The following is a 21,341-nucleotide window of genomic DNA, read 5'->3' as shown; positions in this document are numbered from 1 at the left end:
AAGTCTGATGCTCATAAAAACGTCGTAATGAATTACGTGTTCACTCTGAGACTTGATACTGCAATTAGTTTTGCGATATCCCGTCCGTGAGTGCCCACACAGATTGTCTGATAAATTGTTAAAGAGCGGTGCGACCGGCGTGTTGTGCCGTTGTCGCGAGGTGGCGTATATTACGCTTTCCTCTTTCAGAGTCAACCTCTTTTTCAGAAGTTTTTCTCCGGCGATTCAGCTTTGCTGAACCGCCTGACTCGACGCTGCGTAAGCCGCTGTGCCGTGTCAGTGGAGGCGCATTATAGGGAGTTCTCAGAACCTCGCAAGCCCTAATTTAAAAAAAACAACCAAGCGTTTCTTTTTTCGCCAATAGCGTAAATAACCACCTTTTATTGCGCATCTATTAACCCAAAGTCCGTTTTGTTTTGCCCGTTTTTGGCGAAGTGACCGGCTTCGGCTGATGCTATTCTCTATTTCTCTGCCGTTTTTTGTTTTTGCCCGCGTAAACAATAAAGAAGAAGGATGCTTAATGATCAAATCTGCGCGCAGTATGGCCGGCCTCCCCTGGATTGCTGCGATGGCTTTTTTTATGCAGTCGCTCGACGCAACGATATTGAATACTGCCCTTCCGGCGATAGCCGACAGTCTCCAGCGTTCCCCACTTGCTATGCAGTCTGCGGTCATCAGCTATACCCTGACGGTGGCAATGTTAATTCCGGTCAGCGGCTGGCTGGCCGATCGCTACGGCACAAGGAAGGTTTTTATCGTTGCCGTTTTCCTTTTTACCTTTGGCTCTTTGATCTGTGCGCTTTCCGGCTCGCTAACGGTACTGGTCGTTTCCCGTATTATCCAGGGGATTGGCGGGGCAATGATGATGCCGGTGGCGCGCCTTGCATTACTGCGTGCTTATCCGCGCAGCGAGCTGTTGCCTGTGCTGAACTTTGTTACCTTGCCCGGCCTGGTCGGCCCGGTCGTAGGCCCGATGCTTGGCGGCATTTTAGTAACCTACGCTTCCTGGCATTGGATCTTCCTGATAAACATCCCTATCGGCATTCTCGGTATCGTCTACGCACGTAAATATATGCCGGACTTTACAACACCGCGTCGTCGCTTCGATCTGTCAGGCTTTATTCTGTTCGGCTTTGGTCTGGTGCTACTCTCGTGCGGCATTGAGCTCTTCGGAGAGAAACTGGTCGCCGGTACGGTTGCCGCCGCCGTTCTGTTGGCTGGTATCTTTTTACTGCTGCTTTATATAGCGCATGCGCGCCGTCATCCAACGCCGCTGATTGGCCTGCCAATGTTTAAAACGCGCACTTTTTCAATTGGCATCCTGGGAAATGTGGCTTCCCGGCTTGGCACCGGCTGCGTTCCTTTTCTTATGCCGCTGATGCTGCAGGTGGGATTTGGTTATTCGGCAATTATCGCTGGCTGTATGATGGCGCCGACGGCGATTGGATCGATGCTGGCTAAATCGACGGTCACCGGCGTGCTACGCAGGCTGGGCTATCGCACCACGCTGGTCGCCATTACGATGATTATCGGTCTGTTTATTGCCAGCTTTGCGCTGCAGTCGCCGGGCGAGCAGATTTACATCTTGCTGCTGCCGCTGTTCCTGCTGGGTATGGCGATGTCAACGCAGTTTACCGCCATGAATACCATTACGCTGGCCGACCTTACCGATGAGAATGCCAGCAGCGGCAACAGTATGCTGGCGGTGACGCAGCAGCTGGCGATCGGTTTTGGCGTGGCCGTGAGCGCCGCGGTGCTGCGTTTCTATGAAAACTTCGGCGGCACTACGGTTGAACAGTTCCACTCGACTTTTCTGACGATGGGCGTGGTCACTATCCTGTCGGCGCTGGTATTTATGTTGTTAAAGCCGGGAGATGGCCGCCACCTGATTAGCGATCGCGCAAAGCGCCGTAAAAAGGCTTAGCGTTGCGCGACTGAATGACGCTCAATCAGCTCCGGCGTCAGCACCAGCCTTTGCTGGCTGCCGCCGGGCGATTTGAGGCGATGAATTAACGTATCGATAGCCAGTTCGCCCAGCTCATCCTTTGGCTGATGAATTGTCGTCAGCGGCGGCGTCATATAGCGCGCCAGTTCAATATCGTCATATCCCATCACCGCCATATCATCAGGAACACGTAGCCCCGCCTGATACAGCGCATGATACGCGCCGACGGCCATAGCATCATTGCTGGTAAATACCGCCTGCGGACGCGATTTGCAGGCCAGCAGCGCATTCATACCGTTAAATCCGCCCTGAAATTCAAAATCGCCGTCAACCACATGCTCTGGCGGTAAAGGCAGGCCGGCTGCTGCCATTGCCTGTTTAAATCCTTCCAGCCGCAGCCGCGCTGGGGTTTTATCCAGCGGCCCGGCAATGCAGGCGATGCGCGTATAGCCGCGTGCAATAAGGTAGTTAGCCGCCAGTTCGCCGCCAAGCAATGAATTGTCCTGAATAATATCGCTGCCGCCGTCAAAGGGCGCCCAGTCCATCATCACCGAAGGAATGCCCGGATAACGCGTCAGGATGTCGGCAGAAGGCAGATGACTTTCGGTACACATGATCAACAGGCCATCAACGCGCTTTTGCAATAGCGTTTCCAGGCTGCGATTCATGCGGTCTTCATCGCCTTCGGTATTGCACAACACCAGGCTATAGCCGCGTTCATAGCAGCTGTTTTCCACGCCACGTACCACTTCGGCATAGAAAGGGTTGCTGCTGGCGGTAAGCAACATACCAATGGTATGGGTTTGGTTGATCTTCAGGCTGCGCGCCAGGGCAGAGGGCGCATAGTTTAGCTCATGTATGGCCGCTTCGATTTTTTCCCGAATCGACTCACTAACAAAGCGGCTGTTATTAATGACGTGCGAGACCGTCGAAGTCGAGACGCCCGCTAAACGGGCGACATCTTTCATGGTAGCCAATCCGCTTACCCCTGCTGCTGTAAAAAGCGGTCAATCTCTTCGCGCCAGGGCACGGACGGCTGCGCGCCGGGACGCGTCACGGCAATCGCCGCCGCCGCATGCGCAAAACGCACCGCCTGCACCATCGGCTGCTGCTCCAGCAGCGCGGTAATTAAAGCGCCATTAAACGTATCCCCGGCGGCAATGGTATCAATAGCCTGAACGCGGAAGCCGGGAATGCGCTGACCTTCCCCTTTTTCGCTGAGCCAGACGCCACGGCTGCCGAGCGTAATCAACACCTGCGCGATACCTTTCTTATGCAGCACGGCGGCGGCACGGGCCGCATCTTCATCGCTTTTTATCGCGATGCCGGTCAGCATTTCCGCTTCGGTTTCATTGGGGGTGATCATATCCACCAGCCCCAGCAGCTCATCCGGCAACGACGCTGCCGGAGCGGGATTAAGGATCACGCGCGTCTGATGCTGTCGGGCAATCTTCGCCGCCGCCAGCACGCTTTCCAGCGGTGACTCCAGCTGCATCAGCAATGCGGAAGCCCCGGCAATCACCTGCTGATGCTGCGCGACAACCTGTGGCGTCAATGCGGCATTCGCACCGGCATGAATAGCAATGCTGTTTTCACCCTCGCCGTTGACGAAGATAAGCGCAACGCCGGTAGTGGCGGCGTCAATAACAGAGACGGGTGAAGTATCGATGCGGTCAGCGGCTAACTGTTGGCGAATACGTTCGCCAATATCGTCAGCGCCGACGCAGGCGATAAAAGAGATAACTGCGCCGCTGCGACCGGCGGCAACCGCCTGATTTGCTCCTTTACCACCAAAAGCGACCTGGTACTGTTTCCCGATCACCGTTTCACCAGGCCGCGGGAACTGTGACAGATTTAAAATATGATCGGCATTAATACTGCCAAGTACAGCGAGTTTAGCGGTTTGCGTCATTTCGGGGTTCATCCAGAAAAGTGCGCCACCTGAACGGTGGCGCGTTGCCCTGCTTTTCTTTAGTTATTTGGTGACCAGCTTCAGATCGACCGGATTGATAGCCTGTACTTTCTCGCCTTTTAACGCTTTATCAGCGGTCTGTACGCCTACCTGACCAATTTTTTCCGGCATCTGAGCCACGGTCGCGGCCAGTTTGCCGCCTTCAACGGCTTTAACCCCATCATCGGTACCATCGAAGCCCACTACCACCACATCAGATTTACCGGCGGTTTGCAATGCTCGTAATGCACCCAGCGCCATTTCGTCGTTCTGCGCGAACACCGCCTGCACATCAGGATGCGCCGTCAGCAGGTTCTGCATCACGTTCAGGCCCTTGGTACGATCGAAGTCGGCTGGCTGGCTGGCCAGAATCTGGAACTTATGCGCATCGGCGGCCTGTTTGAAACCTTCGCCACGCTCACGCGCTGCGGAGGTTCCGGCGATACCCTGCAGTTCAATAATTTTGGCGCCTTCACCCAGTTTTTTGGCGATAAAGTCACCGGCCATTTTTCCGCCGAAGCGGTTATCTGACGCCACGTGACTAATGACCTTACCCTGCGCCGCTACGCGGTCCAGAGTAATCACCGGAATATTGGCCTGGTTTGCCATTTTAACCGCATTTCCTACCGCATCCGAGTCGGTTGGGTTGATCAGCAACAGTTTAGTGCCGCGTACGGTCAGATCCTGTACATTCGCCAGCTCTTTCGCCGGGTTATTTTGCGAATCCAGCACCACCAGGTTGTATCCCAGCTTATCCGCTTCTTTCTGCGCCCCGTCTTTCAAAGAGACGAAGAAGGGGTTATTCAGCGTAGAAACTACCAGCGCGATGGTGTCTTTCGCCAGTGCGTTGGCGCTGAGCGTGGCACCAAGTAATACCGCCAGTGCCGTCAGTTTTTTCATTTTCATCTTTATATCCTTAGAGGTAAGCGCTATTTGCTACTTTTGTTATCCACCAGCACCGCCAGCAAAATCACTACCGCTTTGACGATCATCTGATAGTAGGAGGAGACGCCCAACAGGTTGAGGCCATTATTCAGGAAGCCAAGGATCAGCGCGCCGATTAGCGTGCCCATAATGCGTCCTTTACCGCCCGCCAGGCTGGTTCCGCCCAGCACGACCGCTGCGATGGCGTCCAGTTCATAGCCGGTTCCTGCCGTTGGCTGCGCAGAGGAGAGGCGAGCCACTTCAATCGTGCCCGCCAGCGCCGCCAGCATACCGCTCAACGCATAGACAATAACTTTAACGCGGTTGACGTTGATCCCTGACAGCCGGGTTGCCGCTTCGTTGCCGCCCAGGGCGTAAATATAGCGGCCCAGGCGCGTATGGTGCAGCATGTACCAGGCGGCGAGAAAGACCACCGCCATCAGCCACACCGGCGTCGGGATACCCAGCGGACGGCCAATGCCGAACCAGCCGAACAGATCGGCATTCTCATTAAAGCCGGTATTCACCGGGCTGCCGTTGGTATACACCATAGTGACGCCGCGCAGCAGCAGCATCATCACCAGCGTGGCGATAAAGGCCTGCACCTTGCCCTTCGCGACAATGGTGCCGGTAATAGCGCCAATCGCTGCACCCAGCCCCAGCGCGGCGGCCACGGCCAGCAGCGCATTAACTTCCAGTCCGACGATGGATGCTGCTACCGCGCCGGTTAGCGCCAGCAGCGAGCCAACGGAAAGGTCGATGCCGGCGGTCAGAATAACCAGCGTCATACCCACCGCCATAATGGCGTTTACCGAAGTCTGCTGCAGGATATTGAACAAGTTATTAACGGTAAAAAAGTTCGGGCTCTGGCTGGCAACTACCGCAATCAGCACAATCAGGGCAATCAGAGACTTTTGCTCCAGCAGCCAGGCCTTGCTGAACCAGCGGCGACGAGCTGGTAAGGTTTGCGTACTCATAAATGTGCTAACTCCTCGCTGTGTTGCTTGCCTACGGCGGCGGCCATCAGGACTTCCTGCGTGGCTTGTTCAGTGGAAAACTCGCCGCTCAGGCGGCCTTCATGCATAACCAGAATGCGATCGCTCATCCCCAGCACTTCCGGCATTTCAGAAGAGACGAGAATGATGCTCAGCCCTTCCTCTTTAAACTGGTTGATCAGCTGATAAATCTCTTTCTTGGCGCCAACGTCCACGCCGCGCGTCGGCTCATCAAGAATCAGTACGTTGGGCCGCGTCATCAGGCCACGGGCAATGGCGACTTTCTGCTGATTACCGCCGGAAAGCAGGCCGATGGTCTGATCCATGCCCGGCGTTTTGATATTAAACAGACGAATAAAATCGCTGACCGCCAGCTGTTCGGCACTGTGCTTTAACCCGCCGCCGCCGTTGCTGAAATAGCTCAGCGCGGTCAGCGACATGTTTTCTTTAACCGACATGCCCAGCACCAGGCCGTCACGCTTACGGTCTTCAGAGATATAAACGATGCCGTTGGCCAGGCCATCCTGCGGCGTGCGGACGTTAACTTCGCGCCCGTTTAGCACCACTTTGCCCGCGCTGCGCGGCAGCGCACCGTACAGCACTTTCATCAGTTCGGTGCGCCCGGCGCCCATTAACCCGGACACGCCTAAAATTTCGCCTTTGCGCAGCGTAAAGCTAACGTTATCAATACCCGGCCCGCTGAGGTTTTCTACCTGCAGGCGGATCTCGCCCGGCGCTTTATCCAGACGCGGATACTGATCTTCCAGCTTGCGTCCCACCATCATTTCAATCAGCGAGGCTTCCGTTAGCGTATCGACGCTGCGCTCGGCAATAAACTGGCCGTCGCGGAAAACCGTTACGTCATCGCAGATTTCAAAAATTTCTTTCATGCGATGGGAGATATAGACAATGCCGCAGCCCTGCGCTTTAAGTTCGTTAATTACCCGAAACAGCGACACCGTTTCGGTATCGGTTAGCGCATCGGTGGGTTCATCCATCACGATCACTTTTGACTCAAAGCTGAGCACCTTGGCAATTTCCACCATTTGCTGATCGCCGATGGAGAGATCGCCCACCAGCCGATGGCTGGTAAAGCGCAGATTAAGCCGCTTGAGCAGCGCATCCGCTTCGGTGTGCATCTTTTTCCAGTCGATACGGCCAAAACGATTAACAAACTCGCGGCCCAGGAAAATATTCTCCGCGATGGAGAGCTGCGGGATCAGGTTTAGCTCCTGATGGATAATGCCGATGCCCGCCTCCTGCGACGCTTTCGGCCCGCTGAAATGCGTCTCTTCGCCCAGCCACTGCAACGATCCGGCGTCGCGTTTATAGATGCCGGTCAGCACTTTCATCATGGTGGATTTGCCCGCGCCGTTTTCGCCTACCAGCGCCATTACCCGGCCTGGATAAACGGAAAGCGCAGCGCCATTCAACGCCTTCACGCCGGGGAATGATTTTTCGATGCCTTTTAGTTGCAGTAGCGGTTGCATAGCAGCCTCAGAAAGTCACGCCGGCGGACAGGATAATATTTGCGTAGGGCGTACATTCCCCGCTGCGAATCACCGCCTGGCTCCGTTGCGTTAAGGTTTTAAATTGTTCATGAGGAACATAGGCGATAGCGATGTTATTGCCCTGCTGCCGCTGTAGCGCGTCCAGCAGCGCGATCAGCTCGTGATGCAGTCCGGCATTATGCGTGCGGATCTCTTCAGCAATAATGGCGCTTTCTACTTGCATTTCATGCGTAACGGCCTGCGCCACCTGCAAAAAGCTGGGGATACCGTGCGTTACCGCCAGATCGATACGCTGCGGGCCGGCTGGGATCGGCAGCCCGGCATCACCAATCGTCAGGCTGTCGGTATGTCCGAGACGCGCAACGATCGTGGAAATATCCGCGTTGAGTAAAGTGCCTTTTTTCATGATTCGCTCCTGAGCGAAACGTTTCGCCAGCCGGGAGTGTCAGAAAAAGCGGCGAATTTGACAACAGAAAGGTAGCGAAACTGTGATCGTTATCGAAACGTTTCGCTGAGGTGCGGAGGAATTTGATTTAGGCGAAGAAACGGGCCGGTTACGGCCCGTAAACGTATACGCGAATTCATTCTTCACCAGCCGCAGGACAATGACTTTACCCATGCCCTGAGTCACTAATGCAGCTTTGCTTTCCATAACGGCTTCTGGCTGTGTTGATAAACGTTGCAGCATCTGTTGGATACGCTAACGCAGCAGCTAAGCGCCGGGGATTAGCCCTGGATTTTACGTACCTGCTTCACTTCCAGCCGCGCATCGTTAAAGGCTTTATCCAGTTCGCCCTGCAGCTCAACTTTATCGCCAGGCGCTACGCTCTGGCCTTGCCAGTCTTCGTCATCGATTTCCACTGAAAGCGTGCCGGTTTTATCCTGGAACAGATAATCATCATCGCTGAGGCGCTTAACAATATTGCCGCGTACGGTAACCCAGCTGTCATCCTTCATCTCTTTCGCTTCTTTTACCGTGACCACATTTTTCGGCCCTTTAAAGCCTCCTTTCTGGGCCTGGGTTTGCGGCGCATTCGGATCGACAAAACCACCGGTCTGCGCCGCCAGTGCCGGCATCGTGAACAAAGCAACAATCGCAACCATTGCAGCATGTTTCTTCATCGGATTTCCCTCGTTTGATAATGGCGCGGATAGATGTTCCTAAGTACAGCACAGAGTTCTGGACAGGATCTTAAGACAAGCCATTTTTTTGTCAGTTTGTTGTCTGGCCGCCCTCAGACAACTAACCAACCCAAAGCACGGAAAAGTTCAGGCACGCTTTTATCAATTTGAGAGCAGCCGCTGCTGCCCTGCTGATACATCGCTAGATTTCCACCTGCGTTCCCAGCTCAATAACCCGATTCGGCGGAATTTCAAACTGATCGGGCGCGCGCAGCGCGTTACGCTGCAGCGCCAGAAACAGCTTGCCGCGCAGATGCAAATACCAGGGGCGTTTACCGATAATCAGCGATTCATGCGACATAAAGAAGGAGGTTTCCGTCATCCGACAGTTAAGCCCTTCCAGACCACAGCGATGGAAGATCTCTTCCATATTGGGCGTTTCCCGCCAGCCGTAGCTGCCCACCACGCGCCAGAAAGTCGGTGAAAGCTGTTCAATGGTAACGCGACGAACGTTATGCACATAAGGCGCATCCTCGGTGCGCAGCGTCAGCAGTACCACGCGCTCATGCAGCACCTTGTTGTGTTTCAGGTTATGCAACAGCGCAAAAGGAATCACATTCAGCGCACGCGACATATAAACCGCGGTACCCGGCACGCGCACCGGCGGCGATTTCTCCAGCGAGGCGATCATCGCCTCCAGGGAATTACCGTGCTCGTGCAGGCGGCGCAGCAGACGGAAACGCTCGCTTTTCCAGGTGGTCATGATGATAAACATCACCAGGCCCAGACAGAGCGGCAGCCAGCCGCCGGAGAAAATTTTAATCAGGTTGGCCGAGAAAAGCGGAATATCAATACACAGTAGCCCCAGCAGGATTAGCGCCACCAGCAGTCGATTCCAGTGCCAGTTTTTGATCGCGACCGTACATACCAGAACCGAGGTCAGGATCATGGTTCCGGTCACGGCGATACCGTAAGCCGCCGCCAGATTACTGGAATGCTCGAAGCTGATAATCACAATCAGCACCGCATAATAGAGCAGCCAGTTAACTACCGGGATATAGATCTGACCTGACTCCTCTTCCGAGGTATGGATAATGCGCATCGGCGGCAGATATCCCAGGCGCACCGCCTGACGCGTCAGGGAAAACACCCCGGAAATCACCGCCTGTGAGGCGATAACCGTGGCTAACGTCGCGAGAATCAACATGGGGATCAGCGCCCAGTCCGGCGCCAGCAGGAAAAAGGGGTTTTTAATCGCCTCCGGGTGCTCCAGCAGCAGCGCGCCCTGACCGAAATAGTTCAGCACCAGCGACGGGACGACCACGCTAAACCAGGCCAGACGAATCGGTATTTTACCAAAGTGCCCCATATCGGCGTACAGCGCTTCCACGCCGGTAATCGCCAGTACCACCGCGCCCAGCGCAAAGAAAGAAACCTGCTTATATTCAATAAAGAAATGCACGGCCCAGGCCGGATTCAACGCCTGCAGAACTTCCGGATTATGAAAAATGCTGCGCGCGCCCAGCACCGCCAGTACGCCAAACCACAGCAGCATGACCGGAGCGAACAGCTTACCGACCATACCGGTGCCATGTTTCTGAATAATAAACAGCAACGTCAGCACGGTAATCGACAGCGGCACAATATAGGTATCCAGCGATGGCGCGGCGATTTCAAGACCTTCTATTGCTGACATCACCGAGATAGCGGGCGTAATCACCACTTCGCCATAAAAGAAGCTGCCGCCAATCAGCCCCATAATTACCAGCACCGCGGTAGCGCGTCCGCCGGTATTGCGGCCCGCCAGCGACATCAGGGTAAGTATCCCACCTTCTCCGGCATTGTCGGCGCGCATAACGTAGCTGATATATTTCAGTGATACCACCAGGATCAGCAGCCAGAAAATCAGAGATAAAAAGCCAAATACGGCTCCCCGCTCTACGCCAAAACCAAACTGCCCGGAGAGGCATTCGCGTAGGGTGTAAAGCGGACTGGTACCAATATCTCCGTAAACCACGCCTATTGCCGCCAGGGTAACTGCGGCGAGCGGCTGCTTCTTATCAGAGCTCATAATGTCATCTTTTGTTGGAGCGAAGTGACGCATTTTTGCGCACGGCTCAGGTCATCAAAAAGCGCACAGTATGCCTAATTTTCTGTAAAAGCCCACCCCTGTGTCTGGGCAACCTTTGTCAATATTAGACAATAAGAGCGCCGCTTCACCGTTTCGCGATAAAAAAGCTGACGTCTATCAACGCTTTCAAGCATGATAGCCAGTAGTGTTTGCGCTCGCTAAGCGGGTATTGCGCGTGCAGTAGTAACAGGATAATTGACTGATTATGGCTCAACCACATTTACTGGCGGAAAGAATTTCACGCCTCAGCAATGCATTAGAAAAAGGCTTATATGAACGTCACCATGCTATTCGCCTTTGCCTGTTAGCGGCGCTTAGCGGGGAAAGCGTTTTTTTACTCGGTCCGCCGGGTATCGCCAAAAGTCTGATTGCCCGTCGCCTGAAATACGCTTTTCAGCATGCGCGCGCGTTTGAATATCTGATGACGCGCTTCTCCACGCCGGAAGAGGTGTTCGGTCCGCTTTCCATTCAGGCGCTGAAAGATGAAGGCCGCTATCAGCGGCTCACCAAAGGCTATCTTCCCGACGCGGAAATCGTTTTTCTGGATGAAATCTGGAAAGCGGGTCCGGCAATTCTCAACACGCTGCTTACCGCCATTAATGAACGCCGCTTTCGCAACGGCGACAGCGAAGAACGTATTCCTATGCGTCTGCTGGTGACCGCATCCAACGAACTGCCCGAAGCGGATAGCGGGCTGGAAGCGCTGTATGACCGAATGCTGATTCGCCTGTGGCTGGATAACGTTCATGAAAAGCACAACTTCCGTAATATGCTGATCCACCAGCAGGATGAAAACGCGAATCCGGTCGATAGCGCGCTGTGCATTAGCGATGAAGAGTATCAACAGTGGCAGGCCAGCATCAGTCAGGTTTCCTTGCCGGAGCCGGTATTTGAACTGATTTATCAGCTGCGCCAGCGGCTGGAAGCGTTACCGGAGGCGCCTTACATTTCCGACCGGCGCTGGAAAAAGGCGATACATCTGCTGCAGGCCTGCGCCTTTTACAGCGGCCGTCAAACCATCGCGCCGGTGGATCTGATCCTGCTAAAAGATTGTCTGTGGCACGATCTCTCTTCAATGAAGCTGTTGGATCGGGAAATCGATACGTTAATTACCCAACAGGCGTGGCAGCAGCAGCCGATACTTATCCGGCTACAGCACATTAAAGCGCGCCGTCTGGCGCTGGCGCAGCAGCAAAGCCTCGATCGGGCGATCCGGCTGGAAAAGCATGGCGGAATGTTTAGCCGCAAAGCGCACTATGAACTGCCCGCCTCGCTTACCGCAGAGACGCTGACGCTGATGCTGCAACAGCCGCTGATGCTGCATGAGATACAGGTCACCCATGTGGTTATCACCCACGACGCGCTGCAACTTTGGCTGCAAAAAGGCGGCGAGGTACGCGGCAAGCTGAACGGCATCGGCTTTGCTCAGACGCTGGATTTACAGGTGGACAATAGCGATTGCCTGGCGCTGCGCGACGTCAGCCTGCAGTCGTCTCGGCTGGCGCTGCCCGGAAACGCCGATAATGCGGCCCTGCCGCCGGAAATCAGCGAGGCGTTGGACGAGCTGGAAAATCAGCTGCGTAGCCAGCGCGCGCTCTTTACTCAGCATCAGCGCTGTCTGTTTATCAGCGATGACTGGCTGGCCCGTATTGAAACTAGCCTACAGGATGTGGCAGAGCAGCTAAAACAAGCCAGACGATGATCTCTCTGGATACGCTCAGCGCGCTGCTGTCGATTAGCGAAGGGGATCTGGTCGAAGATCTGGTGATTGCGCTGCTGGCTTCGCCGCAGCTGGTGCTGTTTTTCGAAAAGTTCCCCGGCATGAAACAGGCGCTGTTACGCGATATGCCACGCTGGAAGGCAGAAATCGTTGAGCATTTAAAGGCGACGCCGGTGCCCGTTACGCTGGATCAGGAATTTAACCTGTTCCAGCACTATCAAACCCTTGACCCACCGCATTTTACCGCCGCATTGCCCTCTCTGCTAAACGACCTGGATAAGCTGGCTTCGCCTTTTGCTGAGCAGGCGCGGATGCTGGTGGACAATAGCGATTGCCAGCGGTTAAGTCCGGCGCAGCATACGCTTTTTCTTCAGCGCTGGCGGCTCAGCCTGACGTTACAAACCATGACGCTTAATGAGCAACTGCTGGAGCAGCAACGGGAAGAGTTACTGGCTGAACTGCAGCGGCGTATGGCGCTCAGCGGGCAGCTCGCACCGCTGCTGTCGGAAAACGAAGAGGCCTCCGCTGGCCGTCTGTGGGATATGAGCGCCGCGCCGTTACAGCACCACGATTACCAGCGGCTGGTGGAATATGGCGAGTTCCTTGCCGGGCAGCCGGAACTGATGAAACTGGCGCAGCAGCTGGGCCGCAGCCGCGCCGCGAAAGCTGTCCCAACCGAAGAGGCGCCGCCGGAGGCACTGCGTCAGCAGGTGCGCGAGCCCGCCTGCGTACCGGAAGAAGTTAACGGCCTGCATCAGAGCGACGATGTGCTGCGGCTGTTGCCTGCCGAACTGGCGACGCTGGGGATCAGCGAGCTGGAACTGGAGTTCTACCGGCGGCTGGTAGAGAAACGCCTGCTGACCTATCGTCTGCAGGGCGAGAGCTGGCATGAAAAAATAACGCAGCGCCCGGTAAATCATCAGCAACAGGAAGCGTGTCCACGCGGCCCCTTTATTGTCTGCGTGGATACCTCAGGCTCTATGGGCGGCTTTAACGAGCGCTGCGCAAAAGCTTTTTGTCTGGCCTTGCTCAAAGTGGCGCTGGCCGATAAACGCCGCTGCTACATCATGCTGTTTGCGCATGAAGTTGTGGGTTATGAACTGACGGCGGAGGATGGTATCGCTCAGGCGATCCGCTTCCTTAACCAGCGCTTTCGCGGCGGCACCGATCTCGCCGCCTGTCTGGAGGCGGTGCTGCAGCGCCTGCAGGGCAAAGCGTGGCAGGAAGCGGATGCGGTGATCGTCTCAGATTTTATTGCTCAGCGGCTGCCGGATGCGCTTATTAAAACGATCGGGCGCCAGCAACAGCAGCAGCGCCAGCGCTTTCATGCGGTCGCCATGTCGGCGCACGGGAAGCCGGGCATTCTGCGTATTTTCGATCATATCTGGCGCTTCGATACCGGATTGAAGCAGCGCCTGCTGCGTCGCTGGAAGCGTTAGCGCTGCCGCCTGTAGATTGCCTTTGCATTCTTCGTCGGCAACGGTAGGATGACTTCAGCTCAGCCGGACCGGTTTCTGTCCGGGTCGACGAACTTCCCTTCCCTCTTTATTCTTAGCCAACCGTGGAGCGTAACGTGGCAGAAACGCTACAACTCGATAATCTGGATCGCGGTATCCTTAATGCGCTGCTGGACAATGCCCGTACCGCCTATGCCGAACTGGCCAAACAGTTTAACGTTAGTCCCGGCACCATTCATGTGCGGGTAGAGAAAATGCGCCAGGCCGGTATTATCAAAGGCACGCGCGTAGAGATCGATCCCAAACGGCTGGGTTATGACGTCTGCTGCTTTATTGGCATCATTCTAAAAAGCGCCCGCGATTATCCGGCGGCGCTGGCCAAACTGGAAGCGCTGGATGAGGTCGTGGAAGCCTGGTATACCACCGGTCACTACAGCATCTTTATTAAAGTCATGTGCCGATCGATTGATGCCCTGCAGCTGGTGCTTATCAACAAGATCCAGACCATTGATGAAATCCAGTCCACCGAAACCCTGATCTCCCTGCAAAACCCGATTATGCGCACCATCAAGCCCTGAGCTGTGCATAAACTTATCCCGATCGTGGAGCCGCGCCGGACAGCCGGATCCACGTCTTAAACTCTATTAATCTTCCTGTTTTCCACAGGTAGATCCCAGCCTGATCACAGCGTACAATGCTCGCTCTCGATGACAGCGCGTTGCAGGATCGCACCATGGCAGATATTACTCTTATTAGCGGCAGCACACTGGGCAGTGCGGAATATGTCGCCGAACATCTGGCTGACAAGCTGGAAGAAGCGGGCTTTTCAACCGAGACGCTGCACGGCCCAACGCTGGACAAACTTTCATTACAGGGACTGTGGCTGATCGTCAGTTCTACGCATGGCGCTGGCGAACTGCCGGATAACCTGCAGCCATTATATGAAGCGCTGGAACAGCAGCGCCCGGATCTTTCTGACTTACGCTTTGGCGCGGTAGGTATTGGTAACCGTGAATACGATCTTTTTTGCGGCGCCATTAAGCAGTTTGAGCAGCTGATGGTCAGCCTGGGGGCAAAACGCATCGGCGAGCGGCTGGAAATTGATGTCCTTGAGCATGAGATCCCTGAAGATCCGGCAGAGGTTTGGTTAGAAAACTGGCGCTCATTGCTGTAAAAGGCGCGATCGAAGCTGGGATCTCCGCGCTTTTTTCGGTTGATCCCCAGTTTTTTTCACTGTTTTTATCCCAGGATCTTCCCGTAAGCTGTGGATAACCATGCTCAAAAGGGTCTGATAACCGGTAGTTATCCAAGGTATAACCCGTGATGCTTTTTTGCTCTGTGGATAAGTCGCCATTTAGATCCCAGCTTATACGGATCAGGATCACCGATCATTCACAGCAAACGATCCTCAACAACTGATTGATCTGCTAAGCAAAGCCGGGCTTATCCACAGAAACCGGCGATCCTAATAAGAGATCTAACAAAGAGATCCTTTAAAGAATAAAGATCTTCTATTAATTACCCTGCGATCCCGACGCTTTCGTCACGCTATGAATTTGAGTAGAATCCACGCCCCAGGGCAACGATCCCTGATCGAACACTAACGAGGTATTTCCCATGTTTTATCCCGATCCTTTTGACGTCATCGTCATTGGCGGTGGTCATGCAGGCACAGAAGCCGCTATGGCTGCGGCCCGGATGGGTCAACAAACGCTGCTGTTAACCCATAACATCGATACGCTGGGACAAATGTCCTGTAATCCGGCGATCGGCGGCATCGGAAAGGGACATCTGGTGAAAGAAGTGGATGCGATGGGCGGCCTGATGGCCAGCGCGATTGATCGTGCTGGCATCCAGTTTAGGATACTAAACGCCAGCAAAGGACCGGCAGTCCGCGCGACTCGCGCTCAGGCTGACCGGGTGCTTTATCGTCAGGCGGTACGCACCGCGCTGGAGAATCAGCCCAATCTGATGATCTTCCAGCAGGCGGTAGAGGATCTGATCGTGGAAAACGATCGGGTCGTCGGCGCCGTTACCCAGATGGGACTGAAGTTCCGCGCCCGTGCGGTTGTGCTTACGGTGGGAACCTTTCTCGACGGCAAAATCCATATCGGCCTCGATAACTACAGCGGCGGCCGTGCCGGCGATCCGCCTTCTATTCCGCTGGCGCGCCGTCTGCGCGAACTGCCGCTGCGCGTCAGCCGCCTGAAAACCGGTACGCCGCCGCGCATTGACGCCCGCACTATCGATTTCAGCGTGCTGGCTCCGCAGTATGGCGACGATCCTGTGCCGGTTTTCTCGTTTATGGGCGATGCCTCGCAGCATCCACAGCAGGTTCCCTGCTACATCACCCATACCAATGAGCAGACGCATGAAGTCATCCGCAATAACCTCGATCGTAGCCCGATGTATGCCGGGGTGATCGAAGGGATCGGCCCGCGTTACTGCCCGTCGATCGAAGATAAGGTGATGCGCTTTGCCGATCGTAATGCTCATCAGATCTTCCTTGAGCCGGAAGGGTTGACCAGCAACGAAATTTACCCGAACGGGATTTCGACCAGCCTGCCTTTTGACGTGCAGATGCAAATTGTGCGCTCAATGAAGGGAATGGAAAACGCGAAGATCGTGCGTCCGGGTTATGCGATTGAGTACGATTTCTTCGATCCGCGCGATTTAAAACCGACGCTGGAAAGTAAGTTTATTCAGGGCCTGTTTTTTGCCGGACAGATTAACGGCACGACCGGTTACGAAGAAGCGGCTGCACAGGGCATGCTGGCGGGTCTTAACGCCGGTCGTCTCTCTGCCGAGAAAGAGACCTGGGCTCCACGTCGCGATCAGGCTTACCTTGGCGTACTGGTTGACGATCTTTGCACCCTGGGTACTAAAGAGCCGTACCGCATGTTTACGTCACGCGCTGAATATCGTCTGATGCTGCGCGAAGACAATGCCGATCTGCGTTTGACGGAAACCGCTCGCGAACTGGGCCTGGTTGATGATGCCCGCTGGGCGCGCTTCAATCAGAAGCTGGAAAGCATTGAACTGGAGCGTCAGCGTCTGCGTGACCTCCACGTTCATCCTAAATCTACCGATGTTGCGCTGGTGAACGCGGCGCTGAATACGCCGCTGACTAAAGAGGCGAGCGGAGAAGATCTGCTGCGTCGCCCTGAGATGACCTATCAGCGACTGATGGAACTGGAAGGCTTTGGTCCGGCGCTGGCCGATCCGCAGGCTGCCGAGCAGGTTGAAATCCAGGTTAAATATGAAGGTTATATTGCCCGTCAGCAGGAAGAGATAGATCGCCAGCAGCGCAATGAAAATACGCTGTTGCCGGTGGATCTGGATTATCGCAACGTTAACGGTCTGTCGAACGAAGTGATCGCCAAGCTGAACGATCATAAGCCCAGCTCGATTGGACAGGCGTCACGTATTTCCGGCATTACGCCGGCGGCCATCTCTATTTTGCTTATTTATTTGAAAAAGCAGGGCTTGCTGCGTAAAAGCGCCTGATAATAAGGCGGGAAACCGCCTTATTTTTCACTGGCAAACGCTCACGGTCGGCGTGATTTTTCTGCCAGAAGCCTGCCCCGCCTTTAGCGACTGGAATATTTTGTGATTAATAAACTGACTCAGCTGCTCAGCGCAGCCAACATTTCTCTGTCCGATCAGCAAAAACAGCAGCTGGTAGGCTATGTTGAACTGCTGCATAAGTGGAATAAGGCCTATAACCTTACCTCGGTTCGCGATCCGCAAGAAATGCTGGTGCGCCATATTCTCGACAGTATTGTGGTTAACCCCTCTCTTACCGGCAACCGCTTTATCGATGTCGGTACCGGCCCCGGTTTACCGGGCGTTCCGCTGGCTATCGTACGTCCTGATTCTCATTTCACCCTGCTGGATAGCCTCGGCAAACGCATACGGTTTTTGCGCCAGGTTCAATTTGCGCTGGGCTTACAAAATATTGAGCCGGTACAGAGCCGGGTTGAAGCCTTTAGCGGCGAACCCGCCTTTGACGGCGTTATCAGCCGGGCGTTTGCTTCACTGAGCGATATGGTGAACTGGTGCCATCATCTTCCCGGCAGGGAAGGGCGTTTTTATGCGCTGAAAGGGCAGCATCCAGCGGAGGAAATCGCGGCATTGCCACCTCAGTTTCAGGTCACGGACGTGGTAGAGCTGAAGGTTCCGCAGCTGGAAGGAGAGCGTCACCTGGTCATTATTAAGGCGCTTTAGCTTTCCGTGCCATCCGGTTATTACGGGGTGGCATCTTTTTTAGCCACGTCTGTGGTTAAAAAATGGCCATTTGATTCTGTTTACTTTCGCTATTTTTTCGCTGCTTTTGTTGCCCAGAAGTTAAATAGGCGCGTAGTCATTATCTGAAACTTTTAGTAATATTTAACCTGAATTTTACAATTGATTATCATGATGATCACGTAGTTAGCGAACAAAACGCCAATAAATAGTCACTGTTGAAAATATATCGACTTTATCACTCAACTGAAGTAACGATATATTGTTGATGAAATTTTTAATCGTGATGTCAAATTAAGCTATTTATTATCCTTCCCGGCATAATATCCGTTTATTTTTGTTATCCATTTGAATCGTAAAGTTTTTTATTTTCAGTTCGGCAGGTTTTTTAAGATTATTCCTGCATATTTTGTCAGCGTTATATTAATGAAATGTGATCTAACGCACGCTTTATGAGCATAAATTTGACGGAATTGTTGTAATAAGCTGGCGGTTTTCTCAGAAAGCGACTTTTAAAAAATAGGGCTGCCGAAAGAAATTTAAATAATTGTTCACCTTTTCGCTACTTATCGATTGAAATCGCAGGTGCGGCCCGTATAATTTGCTCGTTTTTTGCTGCTTGACTCAAAAGAGCAAAGGCAGTTTTATACGACACGCGACATACCCCGATCGGGGCAGGAGAGTTTCAGCGTCATGTCAGTGTCTCTTTACAGTGTGAAATTAGCCCGGACCGTGCTGCTATGGCAGCTGGCGACTTTGCTCGTTATTGGCGCGCTGTTTTTTGCCCTTAAAGATTTCACATGGGGCGCATCTGCCATCGCAGGTGGACTGGCAGCCTGGCTGCCAAACGTGTTGTTTGTGATTTTGGCCTGGCGCCTGGGCGCGCAAGCCCCTGCAAAAGGGCGTATAGCCTGGAGCTTCGCGCTCGGTGAAGCGGTGAAAGTGTTTGTCACCATTTTATTGCTCATTCTGGCGCTGGGCGTGCTTAACGCGGTATTTGTGCCGGTTGGGTTAACCTGGTTATCGGTGCTGGTGGTTCAGATTGTGGCACCGGCTGTAATTAACAACAAAGGGTAAGAGGCATCATGGCTGCAGGAGAAATCTCTACTCCGCAAGAATACATAGGACACCATCTGAATAACCTTCAGCTGGACCTGCGTACTTTCGAGCTGGTGAATCCGCACGACGCTCCGGCGACGTTTTGGGTATTAAATATTGATTCCATGTTTTTCTCCGTGGTGCTGGGTCTGATTTTCCTGGTGCTGTTCCGCAAAGTGGCCAATAGCGTCACCAGCGGCGTTCCGGGAAAATTACAGGCAGCTATTGAGCTGGTGGTTGGCTTCGTTGACGGCAACGTCCGCGATATGTACCACGGTAAAAGCAAACTTATCGCCCCGCTGGCGCTGACCATTTTCGTCTGGGTATTCCTGATGAACTTTATGGATCTGCTGCCCATCGATTTCCTGCCATATATTGGTGAGCATATATTTGGTCTGCCTGCGCTGCGCGTGGTGCCGTCCGCTGACGTAAACGTCACGCTCTCTATGGCTCTGGGCGTCTTTATTTTGATTCTGTTCTACAGCTTCAAAATGAAAGGTGTTGGTGGTTTTGCTAAAGAGCTGACCCTGCAACCCTTTAATCATCCGCTTTTCATTCCCATCAACCTGATTCTGGAAGGGGTAAGCCTGCTGTCTAAACCGGTCTCTCTCGGTCTGCGACTGTTCGGCAACATGTATGCGGGTGAACTGATCTTTATCCTGATTGCGGGTCTGTTGCCGTGGTGGTCACAGTGGGTTCTGAGTGTGCCTTGGGCCATTTTCCACATCCTGATCATTTCGCTGCAGGCTTTCATTTTCATGGTCTTGACGATTGTCTATCTGTCGATGGCATCCGAAGAACATTGATTTTTTATTAACACTACTGCGTTTTAACTGAAACAAACTGGAGACTGTCATGGAAAACCTGAATATGGATCTGCTGTACATGGCTGCCGCTGTGATGATGGGCCTGGCGGCAATCGGTGCTGCGATCGGTATCGGCATCCTCGGAGGTAAATTCCTGGAAGGCGCTGCGCGTCAACCGGATCTGATCCCTCTGCTGCGTACGCAGTTCTTTGTTGTTATGGGTCTGGTGGATGCAATCCCGATGATCGCTGTCGGTCTGGGTCTGTACGTGATGTTTGCTGTCGCGGGCTAAGCGACAGGGCCAAACGAGAGTTCATCGGCCTGGAGCGAAAAGCATCAGACGATGAACAGAATCTGCAGGTTGTCTTCGATAACGGCAGAGTAAGTTAACTTAACGAGAGGCATTGTGCTGTGAACCTTAACGCAACAATCCTCGGCCAGGCCATCGCGTTCGTCCTGTTTGTCCTGTTCTGCATGAAGTACGTATGGCCGCCGATTATGGCTGCCATCGAAAAGCGCCAGAAAGAAGTCGCTGAAGGCCTTGCTTCTGCAGAACGCGCCAAAAAAGATTTGGATCTCGCACAGGCAACTGCGACCGACCAGCTGAAAAAAGCGAAAGAAGAAGCTCAGGTTATCATCGAGCAGGCGAACAAACGCCGCGCTCAGATCCTGGACGAAGTGAAAGCTGAAGCTGAGCAGGAACGTAACAAGATCGTGGCACAGGCGCAGGCGGAAATTGACGCCGAGCGTAAACGTGCCCGTGAAGAGTTGCGTAAGCAAGTCGCGATGCTGGCTGTGGCCGGCGCCGAGAAAATCATCGAACGTTCCGTGGATGAAGCTGCTAACAGCGACATCGTAGATAAACTGGTCGCTGAACTGTAAGGAGGGAGGGGCTGATGTCTGAACTAATTACTGTAGCTCGCCCCTACGCCAAAGCAGCTTTTGACTTTGCCGTTGAGCATCAAAGCATCGATCGTTGGCAACAAATGCTGACGTTCGCTGCAGAAGTCGCTCGCAACGAACAGATGGCCGAATTGCTTTCCGGTGCTCTGGCACCGGAAACCTTATCTGCCTCGTTCATCGCAGTCTGTGGTGACCAACTCGACGAAGCAGGTCAGAACCTTATCAAGGTTATGGCAGAAAACGGACGTTTGTCCGCGCTGCCGGCAGTACTGGAGCAGTACATCCACCTGCGTGACGCCTGGGAGGCGACCGCGGAAGTGGATGTCATCTCTGCCAGTGCGCTGAGCGACGAGCAGCTGACTAAAATCAGCACCGCAATGGAAAAGCGTCTGTCACGCAAAGTTAAGCTGAATTGCAAAATCGATAAGTCTGTAATGGCAGGCGTTATCATCCAGGCGGGTGATATGGTCATTGACGGTAGCGTACGCGGCCGTCTTGAGCGTCTGGCAGACGTCTTGCAGTCTTAAGGGGAC

Annotated in this window: 20 protein-coding genes; 12 read left to right on the top strand and 8 right to left on the bottom strand. The window is 53.9% G+C overall.

The window, feature by feature from the left end; all coding sequences use genetic code 11:
- The first annotated feature begins 520 nt into the window (after positions 1–520).
- The gene (mdtD, locus tag COO59_RS13630; RefSeq protein ID WP_103060341.1) at positions 521–1,924 is read left to right on the top strand and encodes a multidrug transporter subunit MdtD; all 1,404 of its coding nucleotides are present in this window, start codon (positions 521–523) and stop codon (positions 1,922–1,924) included.
- Here the strand turns inward: mdtD and rbsR are convergent.
- The 8 genes from rbsR to kup form a co-directional block, all read right to left on the bottom strand.
- The gene (rbsR, locus tag COO59_RS13625) at positions 1,921–2,922 is read right to left on the bottom strand and encodes a ribose operon transcriptional repressor RbsR (protein WP_409371595.1); all 1,002 of its coding nucleotides are present in this window, start codon (positions 2,920–2,922) and stop codon (positions 1,921–1,923) included. The two genes, mdtD and rbsR, sit on opposite strands and share 4 nt — an antisense overlap.
- A 5-nt stretch (positions 2,923–2,927) precedes the next feature.
- Positions 2,928–3,857 carry a ribokinase gene (rbsK, locus tag COO59_RS13620; protein ID WP_103060326.1) on the bottom strand — a complete coding sequence of 310 codons (930 nt, stop codon included), beginning with the start codon at positions 3,855–3,857 and terminating at the stop codon, positions 2,928–2,930.
- A gap of 63 nt (positions 3,858–3,920) precedes the next feature.
- On the bottom strand, positions 3,921–4,802 hold the full coding sequence (gene rbsB, locus COO59_RS13615; RefSeq protein ID WP_409371596.1) for a ribose ABC transporter substrate-binding protein RbsB: 882 nt from the start codon (positions 4,800–4,802) through the stop codon (positions 3,921–3,923).
- A 23-nt stretch (positions 4,803–4,825) separates the two neighbouring features.
- Entirely contained in the window at positions 4,826–5,797 is a 972-nt protein-coding gene (rbsC, locus tag COO59_RS13610; RefSeq protein WP_103060325.1) for a ribose ABC transporter permease, read from the bottom strand.
- On the bottom strand, positions 5,794–7,305 hold the full coding sequence (gene rbsA, locus COO59_RS13605; RefSeq protein WP_103060324.1) for a ribose ABC transporter ATP-binding protein RbsA: 1,512 nt from the start codon (positions 7,303–7,305) through the stop codon (positions 5,794–5,796). The genes rbsC and rbsA overlap by 4 nt, the downstream gene beginning before the upstream one ends.
- Positions 7,306–7,312: 7 nt before the next feature.
- Positions 7,313–7,732 carry a D-ribose pyranase gene (gene rbsD, locus COO59_RS13600; protein WP_103060323.1) on the bottom strand — a complete coding sequence of 140 codons (420 nt, stop codon included), beginning with the start codon at positions 7,730–7,732 and terminating at the stop codon, positions 7,313–7,315.
- Between the two features lie 320 nt (positions 7,733–8,052).
- The gene (locus COO59_RS13595) at positions 8,053–8,448 is read right to left on the bottom strand and encodes a YgiW/YdeI family stress tolerance OB fold protein (RefSeq protein ID WP_103060322.1); all 396 of its coding nucleotides are present in this window, start codon (positions 8,446–8,448) and stop codon (positions 8,053–8,055) included.
- Between the two features lie 202 nt (positions 8,449–8,650).
- Positions 8,651–10,519, bottom strand: coding sequence for a low affinity potassium transporter Kup (gene kup, locus COO59_RS13590; RefSeq protein WP_103060321.1), 1,869 nt, complete (start codon positions 10,517–10,519; stop codon positions 8,651–8,653).
- A 265-nt stretch (positions 10,520–10,784) separates the two neighbouring features.
- Here kup and ravA point away from each other — a divergent pair, with 265 nt between their 5' ends.
- The 11 genes from ravA to atpH all read left to right on the top strand — a co-directional run bounded on the left by ravA (position 10,785) and on the right by atpH (position 21,335).
- Complete coding sequence (ravA, locus tag COO59_RS13585) at positions 10,785–12,281, top strand: ATPase RavA (RefSeq protein WP_103060320.1); 1,497 nt, start codon at positions 10,785–10,787, stop codon at positions 12,279–12,281.
- Entirely contained in the window at positions 12,278–13,738 is a 1,461-nt protein-coding gene (viaA, locus tag COO59_RS13580; RefSeq protein ID WP_103060319.1) for an ATPase RavA stimulator ViaA, read from the top strand. The genes ravA and viaA overlap by 4 nt, the downstream gene beginning before the upstream one ends.
- A gap of 134 nt (positions 13,739–13,872) precedes the next feature.
- Complete coding sequence (asnC, locus tag COO59_RS13575; protein WP_085069191.1) at positions 13,873–14,334, top strand: transcriptional regulator AsnC; 462 nt, start codon at positions 13,873–13,875, stop codon at positions 14,332–14,334.
- A 155-nt stretch (positions 14,335–14,489) separates the two neighbouring features.
- Positions 14,490–14,930: an FMN-binding protein MioC gene (gene mioC, locus COO59_RS13570; RefSeq protein ID WP_103060318.1), complete on the top strand. Its 441-nt coding sequence runs from the start codon at positions 14,490–14,492 to the stop codon at positions 14,928–14,930.
- Between the two features lie 443 nt (positions 14,931–15,373).
- The gene (mnmG, locus tag COO59_RS13560) at positions 15,374–17,263 is read left to right on the top strand and encodes a tRNA uridine-5-carboxymethylaminomethyl(34) synthesis enzyme MnmG (RefSeq protein ID WP_103060317.1); all 1,890 of its coding nucleotides are present in this window, start codon (positions 15,374–15,376) and stop codon (positions 17,261–17,263) included.
- 102 nt (positions 17,264–17,365) lie between these two features.
- Positions 17,366–17,983, top strand: a complete 618-nt coding sequence (gene rsmG / locus COO59_RS13555) for a 16S rRNA (guanine(527)-N(7))-methyltransferase RsmG (RefSeq protein ID WP_103060316.1) — start codon at positions 17,366–17,368, stop codon at positions 17,981–17,983.
- A gap of 711 nt (positions 17,984–18,694) precedes the next feature.
- Positions 18,695–19,078, top strand: a complete 384-nt coding sequence (atpI, locus tag COO59_RS13550) for a F0F1 ATP synthase subunit I (RefSeq protein WP_103060315.1) — start codon at positions 18,695–18,697, stop codon at positions 19,076–19,078.
- An 8-nt stretch (positions 19,079–19,086) separates the two neighbouring features.
- Positions 19,087–19,905 (top strand): F0F1 ATP synthase subunit A, encoded by an 819-nt coding sequence (gene atpB / locus COO59_RS13545; RefSeq protein WP_103060314.1) that lies wholly within the window; start codon positions 19,087–19,089, stop codon positions 19,903–19,905.
- Between the two features lie 49 nt (positions 19,906–19,954).
- Positions 19,955–20,197 (top strand): F0F1 ATP synthase subunit C, encoded by a 243-nt coding sequence (atpE, locus tag COO59_RS13540; protein ID WP_038629267.1) that lies wholly within the window; start codon positions 19,955–19,957, stop codon positions 20,195–20,197.
- A 119-nt stretch (positions 20,198–20,316) separates the two neighbouring features.
- Positions 20,317–20,787, top strand: coding sequence for a F0F1 ATP synthase subunit B (gene atpF, locus COO59_RS13535; RefSeq protein ID WP_103060313.1), 471 nt, complete (start codon positions 20,317–20,319; stop codon positions 20,785–20,787).
- 14 nt (positions 20,788–20,801) lie between these two features.
- Positions 20,802–21,335, top strand: coding sequence for a F0F1 ATP synthase subunit delta (atpH, locus tag COO59_RS13530; RefSeq protein WP_103060312.1), 534 nt, complete (start codon positions 20,802–20,804; stop codon positions 21,333–21,335).
- Positions 21,336–21,341 lie beyond the last annotated feature (6 nt).

It is taken from the genome of Mixta theicola (assembly GCF_002895925.1).
Lineage (GTDB): Bacteria > Pseudomonadota > Gammaproteobacteria > Enterobacterales > Enterobacteriaceae > Mixta > Mixta theicola.
Note: the sequence above shows the minus strand (reverse complement) of the source record. Positions and strands in the feature narration are given on the sequence as shown.

Coding starts and splice junctions, on each gene's coding strand:
- mdtD (WP_103060341.1), top strand. CDS start 521: ATGATCAAATCTGCGCGCAGTATGGCCGGCCTCCCCTGGATTGCTGCG.
- rbsK (WP_103060326.1), bottom strand. CDS start 3,857: ATGACGCAAACCGCTAAACTCGCTGTACTTGGCAGTATTAATGCCGAT.
- rbsB (WP_409371596.1), bottom strand. CDS start 4,802: ATGAAAATGAAAAAACTGACGGCACTGGCGGTATTACTTGGTGCCACG.
- rbsC (WP_103060325.1), bottom strand. CDS start 5,797: ATGAGTACGCAAACCTTACCAGCTCGTCGCCGCTGGTTCAGCAAGGCC.
- rbsA (WP_103060324.1), bottom strand. CDS start 7,305: ATGCAACCGCTACTGCAACTAAAAGGCATCGAAAAATCATTCCCCGGC.
- rbsD (WP_103060323.1), bottom strand. CDS start 7,732: ATGAAAAAAGGCACTTTACTCAACGCGGATATTTCCACGATCGTTGCG.
- COO59_RS13595 (WP_103060322.1), bottom strand. CDS start 8,448: ATGAAGAAACATGCTGCAATGGTTGCGATTGTTGCTTTGTTCACGATG.
- kup (WP_103060321.1), bottom strand. CDS start 10,519: ATGAGCTCTGATAAGAAGCAGCCGCTCGCCGCAGTTACCCTGGCGGCA.
- ravA (WP_103060320.1), top strand. CDS start 10,785: ATGGCTCAACCACATTTACTGGCGGAAAGAATTTCACGCCTCAGCAAT.
- viaA (WP_103060319.1), top strand. CDS start 12,278: ATGATCTCTCTGGATACGCTCAGCGCGCTGCTGTCGATTAGCGAAGGG.
- mioC (WP_103060318.1), top strand. CDS start 14,490: ATGGCAGATATTACTCTTATTAGCGGCAGCACACTGGGCAGTGCGGAA.
- mnmG (WP_103060317.1), top strand. CDS start 15,374: ATGTTTTATCCCGATCCTTTTGACGTCATCGTCATTGGCGGTGGTCAT.
- atpI (WP_103060315.1), top strand. CDS start 18,695: ATGTCAGTGTCTCTTTACAGTGTGAAATTAGCCCGGACCGTGCTGCTA.
- atpB (WP_103060314.1), top strand. CDS start 19,087: ATGGCTGCAGGAGAAATCTCTACTCCGCAAGAATACATAGGACACCAT.
- atpE (WP_038629267.1), top strand. CDS start 19,955: ATGGAAAACCTGAATATGGATCTGCTGTACATGGCTGCCGCTGTGATG.
- atpH (WP_103060312.1), top strand. CDS start 20,802: ATGTCTGAACTAATTACTGTAGCTCGCCCCTACGCCAAAGCAGCTTTT.